Here is a 12,399-nt window from a genome sequence, read left to right as displayed (position 1 = left end):
ACAAGACGACCAAAGGAGGAGCAGATGGTTCAAAACGCGATTGGCGCCGGTTTCAACGGCGCGCCGATCGTCACCGCGATGGAGGTCATCCCCGTCGCGGGCCGTGACAGCATGCTCCTCAACTTAAGCGGCGCGCATGCGCCGTTCTTCACCCGCAACCTCGTCGTCCTCACCGACAATTCCGGCCATACCGGGCTCGGTGAGGTGCCGGGTGGCGAGAAGATCCGAAAGACGCTGGAGGACGCGCGCGACCTCGTCATCGGCCAGACGATCGGCGCCTGCAACAACATCCTGGCGTCGATGCGCGAGACGTTCGCCGATCGCGACTCCGGCGGCCGCGGCAAGCAGACCTTCGACCTGCGCGTGATGATCCATGCGGTGACCGCGGTCGAATCCGCGCTGCTCGACCTGCTCGGCCAGCATCTTGGCTTGCCGGTGGCGGCCCTGCTTGGCGAAGGCCAGCAGCGCACATCGGTCGACGTGCTCGGCTATCTGTTTTTCGTCGGCGACCGCAGCAAGACCGACCTGCCTTACACCACCGGCGAGGGCGAGAAGGACGGCTGGTTCGCCCTGCGCCACCAGGAGGCGATGACGCCCGAGACGGTGGTGCGGCTCGCGGAAGCCGCGCATGACCATTACGGCTTCGCCGATTTCAAGCTGAAGGGCGGCGTGCTGCGCGGCGAGCAGGAGATCGAGGCGGTGACCGCGCTCGCGAAGCGCTTCCCTGACGCGCGCGTGACGCTCGATCCCAACGGCGCCTGGTCGCTCGACGAGGCGATCCGGCTGTGCAGCAACATGCACGGCATCCTCGCTTATGCCGAGGACCCCTGTGGCGCCGAGGCCGGCTTCTCGGGACGCGAGATCATGGCCGAGTTCCGCCGCGCCACCGGGCTGCCGACCGCGACCAACATGATCGCCACCGATTGGCGGCAGCTCAGCCATGCGCTGCGACTGGCCGCGGTCGACATTCCGCTCGCCGATCCCCATTTCTGGACCATGCAGGGCTCAGTGCGGGTGGCGCAGACCTGCCGCGACAACGGCCTGACCTGGGGCTCGCATTCGAACAATCATTTCGACATCTCGCTGGCAATGTTTACCCATGTTGGTGCCGCGGCTCCCGGCAAGGTGACAGCGATCGACACCCACTGGATCTGGCAGGACGGTCAGGCCCTGACCAAGGAGCCGTTCCAGATCAAGGGCGGCAGGATCGCCGTTCCCGACCGGCCCGGCCTCGGCATCGCGCTCGACCGCACGGCGGTCGACAAGGCCCATGTCCTCTATAAGCAGCATGGGCTCGGTGCGCGGGATGACGCAATCGCGATGCAGTTTTTGATCCCTGGATGGACGTTTGATGACAAACGGCCCTGTCTCGTGCGTTGACGCATTTGATGGGGTAAGGTGCCCGTCCAATCGCGCAATTTCTCGGAGAACAACATGAACGCGATCTTGAAGAACTTCATCGCCGGCGAATGGGTCGACGGTCACGGTGCGACGCGCAACATCAACCCGTCCAACACCAATGACGTCGTCGGCGAATATGCCAAGGCCGACAAGGCGCAGACCGAGAAGGCGATCGCCGCTGCCAAGGCTGCCTTCCCGGCGTGGTCGCGCTCGACCCCGCAGGAGCGCTATGACGCTCTAAACAAGATCTCGGCCGAGATCCTGGCACGCAAGGAAGAGCTCGGCCGCCTGCTGGCGCGCGAGGAAGGCAAGACCCTGCCCGAAGGCATCGGCGAGGTGGCCCGTGCCGGGCAGATCTTCGCATTCTTTGCCGGCGAAGCGCTGCGCCTCACCGGCGAGAAGGGCCCTTCGGTACGGCCCGGCCTCGACGTCGAGATCACCCGCGAGCCGGTCGGCGTGGTCGGCCTGATCACGCCTTGGAATTTCCCGATCGCGATCCCGGCCTGGAAGATCGCACCTGCGCTCTGCTACGGCAACACCGTGGTGTTCAAGCCGGCCGAACTGGTGCCCGGCTCGGCGCATGCGCTGTCCGAGATCATCGCACGCTCCGGCATTCCCGCTGGTGTGTTCAATCTCGTGGTCGGCCCGGGCTCGGTGGTCGGCCAGACCCTGCTCGAACATCCCGATATCGCTGCGATCTCCTTCACCGGCTCGGTGGCCACGGGGCGCAGAATCGCGCAGGCCTGCGTGAGCTCGGATCCGCTGAAGAAATTCCAGCTCGAAATGGGCGGCAAGAATCCGATGATCGTGCTCGACGACGCCGACCTGAAGGTCGCGGTCGAAGCTTGCGTCAACGGCTCCTATTTCTCCACCGGCCAGCGCTGCACGGCCTCGTCGCGTTTGATCGTGACCGAAGGCATTCATGACAAGTTCGTGTCAGCGATGACCGAGCGACTCAAGGGCCTCGTGGTCGACGACGCCGTGAAGCAGGGCACCCATATCGGCCCTGTCGTTGACCAGAACCAGCTCGAGCAGGACCAGCGCTACCTCAAGATCGGCCAGGACGAGGGCGCGAAGCTGACCTGGGGCGGCGAACTCTTGAACCGCGAGACCCCCGGCTTCTACATGCAGCCGGCGCTGTTCACCGAAGCCACCAACACCATGCGCATCGCCCGCGAGGAGATTTTTGGCCCCGTCGCCGCTGTCATCCGCGCCAAGAGCTACGACGAGGCGCTTGCGATCGCCAACGACACGCCGTTCGGCCTCGCCGCCGGCATCTGCACGTCGAGCTTGAAATACGCCTCGCATTTCAAGCGCAACAGCGAAGCCGGTATGGTGATGGTCAACCTGCCGACCGCCGGCGTCGACTATCACGTGCCGTTCGGCGGCCGCAAAGGCTCCAGCTACGGCGCCCGCGAGCAGGGCTCCTACGCGCGCGAGTTCTACACCGCGGTCAAGACGGCCTATACCTATCCGGTGTGAGTTCGGTGAGATCACGCGGCATCAGCGGTCGGCTCCCTCTCCCCGTTCTTTACGGGGAGAGGGTTGGGGTGAGGGGCAGACGCTTGCTCGGTGCAAGCCACAAGACCTGTACCCCCTCACCCGGATTGCATCTTGCGATGCAATCCGACCTCCCAGCGCGAGCGAAGCTCGTCGCGTCCCCGCAAGCGGGGCGAGGTTGCACAGCGAGTGCCGCGTCAGCCTAACCAAAGCTCATAGGACGAGGAGCAGGCATGAAACACGAACCGGTCGCGGCGGCAGAACCGCGTTACATCAAGCTGAACCCGCGCGACAATGTCGCGATCGTCGTCAATGATTTCGGCCTGCCCGCCGGCACCAAATTTCCTGATGGCCTTGAGTTGAAGAGCTTCGTGCCACAGGGCCACAAGACCGCGCTGGTCGACATCGACCAGGGCGCGCCGATCGTCCGCTATGGCGAGGTGATCGGCACCGCGACATCGCCGATCAAGGCCGGCGAATGGGTCGATGAAGCCCGCATCGAGATGCCGGAGGCGCCTGCCCTCGACAGGCTCGAGATCGCCACCGTCGTCCCTGCCCCGCTGCCCCCGCTCGAAGGCTACACCTTCGAGGGCTATCGCAATGCCGACGGCTCAGTCGGCACCAAGAACGTGCTGGGCATCTCGACCTCGGTGCAGTGCGTGTCCGGCACGCTCGAATTCGCCATCAAGCGCATCAAGTCCGAGCTGCTTCCCAAATATCCCAATGTCGATGATGTCGTTGGCCTCACCCATGCCTATGGCTGCGGCGTCGCCATCACCGCGCCCGACGCGGTGGTGCCGATCCGCACCTTGCAGAACCTGGCGCTGAACCCGAATTTCGGTGGTGAGATTCTGGTGGTCGGCCTCGGCTGTGAGAAGCTGGCCCCTGAGCGGCTGGTGCCGGAGGGCGTCGACAATGCGATCGTGCGCATGCAGGACGAGGCCTTCGACGGCTTTGGTGCCATCGTCGAGTCCATCATGGAGGCGGCCGATCGACGGCTCGCGCAACTGAACAAACGCAAGCGCGAGACCTGCCCGGCCTCCGACCTCGTCATCGGCCTGCAATGCGGCGGCAGCGATGCGTTCTCCGGCGTCACGGCCAATCCCGCCGTCGGCTTTGCCGCGGACCTCTTGGTGCAGGCCGGCGCCACCGTGATGTTCTCGGAAGTCACCGAAGTCCGCGACGCCATCCAGCTTTTGACGCGACGCGCCATCAACGAGGAGGTCGGCCGCGCGCTGGTGCGCGAGATGGCATGGTACGACGCCTATCTCGCGCGCGGCGGCGCCGACCGCAGCGCCAACACCACGCCGGGCAATAAGAAGGGCGGCCTTGCCAACATCGTCGAAAAATCATTGGGCTCGATCGTGAAGTCAGGCTCAACCCCGATCACCGGCGTGCTCGCACCCGGCGAGAGGGCGCGGCAGAAGGGCATGCTGTTTGCGGCGACGCCGGCGTCGGATTTCATCTGCGGCACCCTGCAGCTCGCCTCCGGCATGACCTTGCAGGTGTTCACCACCGGACGCGGCACGCCCTATGGCCTCGCGGCGGCACCGGTGATCAAGGTCGCAACCCGCAGCGAGCTGGCGCGGCGCTGGAAGGACCTGATCGATTTCGACGCCGGGCGCATCGCCACCGGCGAGATGACGATCGAGGAGACCGGCTGGGAGCTGTTCAATCTGATCTTGGATGTCGCAAGCGGCCGCACCAAGCCGTGGTCCGACCGCTGGGGCATCCACAACGACCTCACGCTGTTCAACCCTGCGCCGGTGACATGAGATTCTCGATCAGGGGTCGTGATCGGGACTGATCTGGGAGCGTCGGCGAAGGTGCTACCCTTGTAATTCAAAGACGGCCAATTCTGCTACATCGGCTGTTTCGAGCTACAAGGGTAGCAGCGGCATCTGGATTGCTTCGCTTCGTCCGCAATGACGGGTATGCTGGGAGTGTCAAACTTAAATCCACCCGACATGGCGGACCGATCAGATGCACATCATCAGCCGTTTTGCTGCGCTCGCCGTCGCTTTGCTCCTTGTGACCGGCGCGACCTCCCGCGCGCAGGAAACCATCAACACCGTCCCGCGCGAACTGCTTGACGACCTCGTGGTCGGCAGCCGCATCCTTGCTGATCTCGGCGTGGTCGACGGCTTCGGCCATGTCAGCGCGCGGCATCCGACCAACCCGAAGCACTTTCTGATGTCGCGCTCGCTGGCGCCGGCGCTGGTGACGGCCGACGACATCATGGAGTTCGACGAGAACGGCGAGCCCGTCGACGCCCGCGGCCGCAGCATCTTTCTCGAACGCTTCATCCACGCCGAAATCTACAGAGCGCGGCCGGACGTGATGGCCGTAGTGCATGCTCATTCGCTGGGCGTGATTCCATTCGCCAACAGCAAGACACAGCTGAAGCCGATGTTCCACAATGCCGCCTTCCTTGCGGCGGGTGCGCCGGTCTGGGACATCGGCGCGGCGTTCGGCGCCACCAACATGCTGGTGAGCAACAATGCGATCGGCAAGTCGCTTGCGACTGCGCTCGGCGACAAATCGATCGTGCTGATGCGCGGCCACGGCGATGTCGCCGTCGGCTCCGCGGTGAAGGTCGCGGTGTTCCGCGCCTATTACACCGACGTCAACGCCAAGCTGCAGGCCCAGGCCCTCGGGCTCGGCAGCGACGTCACCTATCTCAGTCCGGAAGAAGGCACCAAGGCCGACGCGGTCAACATGGTGATCATGGACCGCGTCTGGAATCTCTGGAAGCTGCGGGTACAGACGCTGATGGGGAAGTAATAACGAACAGAACTGCTCCCACGTTCGCCTCCGTCATTCCGGGGCAGCCCGAAGGGCTGAGCCCGGAATCCATAACCACAAGGCGAAGTGGGACGCGTCGCTCGCGACAGACCTCCGCTCGCCTACACCGCCCCTTCCGCCTCGACGTAGAGCGAATACAACGAGTGCGAGGCCGCCATATAGAGCCGGTTGCCCTTCGGGCCCCCGAAGGTCAGGTTCGGACAGCGCTCGGGCAGGCGGATGAAGCCGATCGGCTTGCCTTGCGGGTTGAACACCATGACGCCGTCGAGATCTTCGGATTTGCCCTTCAGCTGATAGACCTTGTGGCCGTTGACCTCGGTGGGCTCGGATTGCAGCGCGCCGTTCGATCCCCAGCCGCACCAGAGATTGCCGTCGCGGTCGACCCGGAAACCATCGAGAGCGCCCTGGTCGGCGGCATCGATCAGCTTCACCTTGTTGCCGACTGTGCCGTCCGCATTGACGTCGTAGCTCCAGATGCTGCGGTTCGGCGTGCCCTTCCATTCCACGACATAGAGCTTCTTCTCGTCCGGCGAGAAGGCAAGCCCGTTCGGGTTGACCAGGTCGGTGATGACGGCGGTCAGCTTGCCGTCGGCGCCGATGCGGAAGACGTTGGTGTTGGCCTGCTCCGGCTTGGCCTTGAAGCCTTCCCAATTGCCGCCGATGCCGAAGATCGGATCGGTGAACCAGATCGTATCGTCCGACTTGACCACGATGTCGTTCGGCGCGTTCAGCCGCTTGCCCTCGAAACTGTCGGCGAGCACCGTGATCGCACCATTCTTCTCGGTGCGGGTGACGCGCCGCGTCAGCGAATGCTCGCAGGTGACCAGCCGTCCCTGGCGGTCGCGGGTATTGCCGTTGGCGTAGTTTGACGGGCTGCGGAATACCGTGAAGCTGCCGTCGGCCTCGCTGTACTTCATGATCCGGTTGTTCGGGATATCGCTGAGCAGCAGATAGCCGCCGTCCGGGAAATAGACCGGGCCTTCCGCCCAGCGCATGCCGCTCGCCAGCTGCTCGACCGTGCTGCTGTAGAGCCGGTATTTGGCAAAGCTCGGATCGAGGATCTCGACGGCAGGATCCGGATAGCGCTGGTTGGGCTTGAATGGGAATGATTGAGCGGCGGCGCGCCCGGCGATGGCCGCGGCGGAGCCCGCCACAGCGCCTGCAAGAATGTGTCGACGTGAAAACTTCACAAGAATCCTCCCTGGTTTGGCTTTTGCTTCGGCCTATCGCCGGCCTGCACCTGCTTAAAACCGGCGTGCCGGCGGGTCTAATCCTGTTCCGGCATCGATCGATGCCGTCGGCACATCGATATTGCGGCGCACGCTGCGCCGGATCCTTGAAGGAGGTGACGAACGGGGCGGCGCTCGCTATAAGCCCAATGATCCGCCGACAGAATCCGCCGCAAACCGCTTGCAACAGCTCGCCGACCCACTCGACCCCTGCCCCATGCGGCGCCGTCCGTCCGTGACTTCGCGCCTTGGCTGGCGCGTGGTCCAGTGCCTGGTCGCGGCCTTGAGCCTCTGCCTGGTCGGGTCCGCCCTCGCGCAAGACCCGACTACCGCCTCGACCGACCCGGAGATCAAGCCAGACATCGACCTCTATGCGCTGATGTCCGGCACCTGCAGCAAGCTCACCGTCGACGGCCGGGAATTTCCTTGCAAGGCGGTCGCCTTCTTTCACAGCGAGAAGGGCCGCGCACATTTCACGGTCGCGCTGGACGATCCGGCCGATGACAGCCACATCATCGCGTTTTCCGGCATCAACGGCCACCGCTCGCGGGCGCAGCAGGATCTTTACGAGCTGCCTGTCGACCGGATGCTGCTGAATTCCAAGGACCGCCCGAGGGTCGACGGCATTCCGGTGCCGGCGACCGAGACCTCGGCCGGCGTTTGCCGTCAGATCGGCAATTTCGCCTCGCTTCAGGTTGCGAGCGTCACCTGCCGCGCAACCGATCAAGCGGGACGGGCCTACGAGCTGCAATTCGTCTCGGACGGCTCGCCGATCACGCTGCGCCGGGTCCGCCAGACCACGCCGAACATTCAGCACGATCCATATCAATAAGGCGCATGACGTCCTTCAGACACGCGGCGCAATGCGTGTCGGATTATTTTGATTCGCCTTGAACGTGCAGCCCTCCTCGCGCGACCGATCGCAAACAGGGGGGAGCGTCATGCCGATCGAACCGACCGACCTCGATTCCGAATCTACCGAGCAAGTACAGGGCGCCACGCTGTCGCTCTCCGGCGGCGGCTATCGCGCCATGGTGTTCCACATCGGCGCGCTGTGGCGCCTCAATGAAGTTGGGCTGCTCGGCCGGCTGAAGCGCATCTCGAGCGTCTCCGGAGGTTCGATCACCGCGGCCTATCTCGGCTTCAAGTGGAAGGACCTGCAGTTCGACAACGGCAAGGCCAAGAACTTCCAGCTTTTCGTCGACGGCATGCAGCAGATGGCGGATAGGACCGTCGACGCCGGCGCCATCATCGGCGGCATCTTCCTGCCGGGTACGATCAGCGACCGGGTCGCCAAGGCCTATGACGAGGTGCTGTTCAACGGCGCCAAGCTTGCCGATCTCCCTGACGACAGCGACAACAAGGCGCCGCGTTTCGTCATCAACGCGACCAACGTGCAGACCTCGGTGCTGTGGCGATTCTCGCGGCCCTATATGGGCGACTATCGGATCGGTCTCGTCGATGCGCCGGATGTCGCGCTCGCCACTGCGGTAGCTGCCTCCTCGGCGTTCCCGCCCGTGCTGTCCCCGCTGACGCTGCCGATCAAGCAGAAGGTACGCCAGACCAAGGGCGCCGACCTCAATCACGACCAGGCTTACACGACGCAGGCGATCCTGAGCGACGGCGGCGTCTACGACAATCTCGGCCTGGAGACGGTGAAGCGGTTCACGACGCTGCTGGTAAGCGATGCCGGTCAAAAGATCGCAGCCGAACCGGACCCGCATCATGACTGGGCGCGTCACTCCATGCGCGTGCTCGATATCATCGACAACCAGGTGCGGAGCTTGCGCAAACGGCATCTGATCGATGCCTATGAACGCGGCGATTACACCGGCACATATTGGGGCATCCGCACCAATTTTGCCGACTATCATCTGCCTGACGATCCCCTGGGCTGCCTGCATCGGGACGCCACGCCGCTTGCGGCGATCGCGACGCGGCTGGAGAAGATGCCGCGCGATCAGCAGCACCGTTTGATCAACTGGGGCTATGCGATCTGCGATGCGGGGTTGCGGGCGCATATCAAGCCGGAGCTGCAGGCTGCACTTGGCATGCAGATGACGCCGCCAGCATTTCCCTTTCCGGAAGCCTATTGAAGCGCGCCCATCGTTGCGGAGGCGACCATGTCAAATCGATCGCGGTTCAGATGCGATGAAACGGGCGGACCGGGCGAGCGGCCGTCCAAGCCGGATGAAAGCCCGATCGACATCTTCACCTCGACCGAGATCCCGACGCCGTCGATCCGCCCGCTCAACGTCTATGCTTTCGATCCGAGTCTGGGCAATTTCGTCGGCAACCAGATGATCACCCGTGTCAGCTACGAGGAGCTCGAGCCCGGGCCGGTCGGCGATCGGTTCGCGGTGATCGATTATGATGGGGGGCAGCGCACGTTCTACAAGCCGGTCAATCTCGACGATCCCAGGCTGCTGATGACCAATGGCCTGCCGCCGTCGGAGGGAGATCCGCGTTTCCATCAGCAGATGGTCTATGCTGTCGCGAGCGAAACCTTGCAGCGCTTCGAATATGCGCTCGGGCGCCGCGTCCGCTGGCGGACACGGCTGGGCGACAATCAGCCGCATGCTCCGAAGGGCGCGTCCCGCCGTCTCAATCTGTTTCCGCACGCCATGTGCGAAGCCAACGCGTTTTATTCTCCGGACGCGCACGGCATCCTGTTCGGCTACTTCAAGGCAAGCCAGACCAATCCCGGTCGCAATCTGCCGGGACAAACCGTGTTCATCTGCCTGTCGCACGACATCATCGTGCACGAGACCACGCATGCGATCGTCGACGGCATCCGCGAATATTTCATGGAGCCAAGCAATGTCGATGTCGCGGCCTTCCATGAAGCCTTCGCCGATCTCGCCGCTCTGTTCCTGCATTTCTCCCACGAGGAGGTGTTGATCGACACCCTCCAGAAGACCGGCGGCAAGCTGTTCGACTTCAAGCTCAAGGGCGATTTCGCCACCGCCCCGGGCGCCACGCCGGTCCTGCAGTCGCAGCTCGACACCGAAAATCCGCTGATCGCACTGGCCACCCAGTTCGGCGAGGCGGCAGGCCGGCAATGCAGCCTGCGGAGCGCGTTGACCACACCTCCGACGACGGAAGGCGCGAAGGACATCGCCACCAAGACGGAGCCGCACGAGCGCGGCTCGATCCTGGTCGCCGCCGTGTTCGACGCCTACTTTACTGTCTATGGCCGCAGGACCTTTGACCTGTTCCGGATCTATCGCGCCGGCGGCGGCAGCCTGGAAAAATCCGACCTGCCCTCGCCGCTTGCCGGCCGCCTGGCCGCGGAGGCGAGCCGAACCGCCGAGGAGTTCTTCACGATCTGCGCCCGCGCCCTCGACTATTGCCCGCCGGTCGACATCACCTTCGGCGACTTTCTGCGCGCCCTGCTCACCGCGCATCTCGACTATTCACCCGATGACCGCGACCATATTCGCGACGCGCTGATGCAGGCGTTCCGGCTGCGCGGCATCTACGCCGAAGATGCGAACTCATTTTCCGAGGACGCATTGTTCTGGCCCAAGGCGCCGTCCGGCCGGCTCCGGGTCCCAGGCCTGGTGTTCGGCGATCCGAACGGCCTGACCAAGGAGGAGAAGGATCGCAACGGCGACGTGCTGCGCGCCTACGCCGCCGAGAACGCCGAGATGCTCGGCTTCGACCGCCACGCGGGCGCGATTGCCGCGCCGTCCTTCCATCCGATGTTCCACACCGGAAAGGATGGCAAGCTCTATGTCACCATGGTGGTGGAGCTGGTTCAGACCATGCAGATTCCGTTTGGGACCGGAATCCCCGGTACCTTCCCGATGCGCAACGGCGTCACGCTCCTCATCGCCCAGGATCCGCCGGACCGCGATGAGCGGCCGGATCCACGGATACGGTTCGTCATTCCGAAGCTCTACAAGCCCGAGCGCGAAGAGCGGATCCGCAGCTTCTACATCGCGAGTGGGCGCGCCGCGGCCGACAACGCGTCGGACGACAATTCGCGCTTCCGCCTGAACTTCGCGCTGCTGCATGCTGGAGTCTGACCATGGCCAAGGCGTCCTCCAAATCATCTCGCCCGCGGTCACCCAAGCGCATGACCGCACGCAATCCCGCCAACGCGCGCCGGGCATCCGTGCCGGCGCCGCAGGAGACAACGCCCAACTCCCGTGCGCTGGTGAAGGCCGCCGGCGGCATGCGGGTGCGCATGTATCGCGTCGGCTTCGGTGACTTCTTCCTCTTGAGCGTGCCGACCAGGACCGGCGCCGGCCACATCCTGATCGACTGCGGGGTCCACGCCAGGGATCTTGGCAGCATTCGCGACGCCGTCACGCAGATGGCGGAGGACTGCAACAAGCACCTGTCGCTGGTCATCATGACCCATCGGCACGCCGATCATATCTCCGGCTTTGCCAGTTGCAGCGATATCTTCAGCCAGATCGCCGTCGACCGCGTCTGGATGCCCTGGTTCGAAAAGCCTGATGATCCGAAGGCGGCGGCCTTCCAGGCCAGCCTGACCGCAATGGCCGGTCATCTCGGCCAGCAGTTTCGCGCCCGGCTGGCCGCAAGTCACGACGATGCCACCGAGCAGATGCTTCAGATGGCCGAGAACATCACCGGCGGGCTCGGCGCTGCCGGGATCGCCGCCAATCAGAAGGCACTCAACGTCCTGCATGGCGGCTTCAAGACCAAGGTGCAACCCGATTACTACAAGGCCGGCGACACGCCGAAGCTGCCGCCGGATCTCGAGGATGCCGGCCTCAACGCTGAGATCCTCGGGCCGCCGATGGACGACGCGCTGATCACGCAGATGACCAACAAGAACCAGCAATATCTGGCCGGCGCGACCGGAACGGAGCAGGATTTCGGGCGCTCGAAGCCGTTCGCCGATGCCTATCGCGGCAGCCATGAAGACTACAACGACAAGGCTTTCGAGCTCTACGGTCCCGATCAGATCATCCGGATGATCAGGAGCGCACAGCCCGACGTGCTCGCTGCCCAGGCGGTGGCCGCGGACAAGACGCTGAACAACCAGAGCCTGGTCGTGCTGTTCTCGTTCGGCGGCAAGAACCTCCTGTTCGCGGGTGACGCACAATGGGGCAATTGGGAGAACTTCCTCTATGGGGGCGCCTATGGCACTCCGGGCCATACCGAGCTGACCGAGAAGGCCAAGGGCATTCTCGGCAAGATCGATTTCTACAAGGTCGGTCATCACGGCAGCGCCAATGCCACGCCGAAGGACGCCGTGCAGGCGATGCGCATGGGCTGCGTCGGCATGTGCTCGACCCAGGAGCACGCTTACAATGAGGTGCCGCGGGCGCCCCTGCTCGATGCGTTGCGCAAGCGCATGAATGACCAGCTCGCGCGCAGCGACCAGGTTGCGGCCGGCACGGAGGAGCCGGCTCCGGACGCAGGCAACGTGCCGACCGCCTTCACGGCCCCGAAAGGAGGGCTCTTCATCGACTATAGTTTCTGACCA

The 12,399-nt window shown here is 64.2% G+C and carries 9 protein-coding genes; 8 read left to right on the top strand and 1 reads right to left on the bottom strand.

What is annotated here, in order from left to right; genetic code table 11:
• Window positions 1–24 precede the first annotated feature (24 nt).
• The 4 genes from gudD to ACQR1W_RS20955 all read left to right on the top strand — a co-directional run bounded on the left by gudD (window position 25) and on the right by ACQR1W_RS20955 (window position 5,685).
• Window positions 25–1,380, top strand: a complete 1,356-nt coding sequence (gene gudD, locus ACQR1W_RS20970; RefSeq protein WP_434852574.1) for a glucarate dehydratase — start codon at window positions 25–27, stop codon at window positions 1,378–1,380.
• Window positions 1,381–1,434: 54 nt separating this feature from the next.
• Complete coding sequence (locus ACQR1W_RS20965; protein WP_434852573.1) at window positions 1,435–2,883, top strand: aldehyde dehydrogenase family protein; 1,449 nt, start codon at window positions 1,435–1,437, stop codon at window positions 2,881–2,883.
• 251 nt (window positions 2,884–3,134) lie between these two features.
• Window positions 3,135–4,676 carry a galactarate dehydratase gene (garD, locus tag ACQR1W_RS20960; RefSeq protein ID WP_434852572.1) on the top strand — a complete coding sequence of 514 codons (1,542 nt, stop codon included), beginning with the start codon at window positions 3,135–3,137 and terminating at the stop codon, window positions 4,674–4,676.
• 208 nt (window positions 4,677–4,884) lie between these two features.
• Window positions 4,885–5,685: a class II aldolase/adducin family protein gene (locus ACQR1W_RS20955; RefSeq protein ID WP_434852571.1), complete on the top strand. Its 801-nt coding sequence runs from the start codon at window positions 4,885–4,887 to the stop codon at window positions 5,683–5,685.
• Between the two features lie 122 nt (window positions 5,686–5,807).
• Here ACQR1W_RS20955 and ACQR1W_RS20950 read toward each other — a convergent pair whose 3' ends face one another.
• Window positions 5,808–6,896: an SMP-30/gluconolactonase/LRE family protein gene (locus tag ACQR1W_RS20950; RefSeq protein ID WP_434852570.1), complete on the bottom strand. Its 1,089-nt coding sequence runs from the start codon at window positions 6,894–6,896 to the stop codon at window positions 5,808–5,810.
• Window positions 6,897–7,152: 256 nt separating this feature from the next.
• Between ACQR1W_RS20950 and ACQR1W_RS20945 the strand changes: the two genes are divergently transcribed.
• The 4 genes from ACQR1W_RS20945 to ACQR1W_RS20930 all read left to right on the top strand — a co-directional run bounded on the left by ACQR1W_RS20945 (window position 7,153) and on the right by ACQR1W_RS20930 (window position 12,396).
• Window positions 7,153–7,767: a hypothetical protein gene (locus ACQR1W_RS20945; RefSeq protein ID WP_008971222.1), complete on the top strand. Its 615-nt coding sequence runs from the start codon at window positions 7,153–7,155 to the stop codon at window positions 7,765–7,767.
• A 109-nt stretch (window positions 7,768–7,876) separates the two neighbouring features.
• On the top strand, window positions 7,877–9,031 hold the full coding sequence (locus ACQR1W_RS20940; RefSeq protein ID WP_008971223.1) for a patatin-like phospholipase family protein: 1,155 nt from the start codon (window positions 7,877–7,879) through the stop codon (window positions 9,029–9,031).
• Window positions 9,032–9,058: 27 nt separating this feature from the next.
• Window positions 9,059–10,966, top strand: a complete 1,908-nt coding sequence (locus tag ACQR1W_RS20935) for a peptidase M4 (RefSeq protein WP_434852569.1) — start codon at window positions 9,059–9,061, stop codon at window positions 10,964–10,966.
• 131 nt (window positions 10,967–11,097) lie between these two features.
• Entirely contained in the window at window positions 11,098–12,396 is a 1,299-nt protein-coding gene (locus ACQR1W_RS20930) for an MBL fold metallo-hydrolase (RefSeq protein ID WP_434852971.1), read from the top strand.
• Window positions 12,397–12,399: the final 3 nt, after the last annotated feature.

The organism is Bradyrhizobium sp. HKCCYLS1011 (genome assembly GCF_051167795.1).
Taxonomy (GTDB): Bacteria; Pseudomonadota; Alphaproteobacteria; order Rhizobiales; family Xanthobacteraceae; genus Bradyrhizobium.
Note: the sequence above shows the minus strand (reverse complement) of the source record. Positions and strands in the feature narration are given on the sequence as shown.

Bases quoted from the DNA above. Each gene is read 5' to 3' on its own strand.
- gudD (WP_434852574.1), top strand. From the start codon at position 25: ATGGTTCAAAACGCGATTGGCGCCGGTTTCAACGGCGCGCCGATCGTC.
- ACQR1W_RS20945 (WP_008971222.1), top strand. From the start codon at position 7,153: ATGCGGCGCCGTCCGTCCGTGACTTCGCGCCTTGGCTGGCGCGTGGTC.
- ACQR1W_RS20965 (WP_434852573.1), top strand. From the start codon at position 1,435: ATGAACGCGATCTTGAAGAACTTCATCGCCGGCGAATGGGTCGACGGT.
- ACQR1W_RS20935 (WP_434852569.1), top strand. From the start codon at position 9,059: ATGTCAAATCGATCGCGGTTCAGATGCGATGAAACGGGCGGACCGGGC.
- ACQR1W_RS20955 (WP_434852571.1), top strand. From the start codon at position 4,885: ATGCACATCATCAGCCGTTTTGCTGCGCTCGCCGTCGCTTTGCTCCTT.
- garD (WP_434852572.1), top strand. From the start codon at position 3,135: ATGAAACACGAACCGGTCGCGGCGGCAGAACCGCGTTACATCAAGCTG.
- ACQR1W_RS20940 (WP_008971223.1), top strand. From the start codon at position 7,877: ATGCCGATCGAACCGACCGACCTCGATTCCGAATCTACCGAGCAAGTA.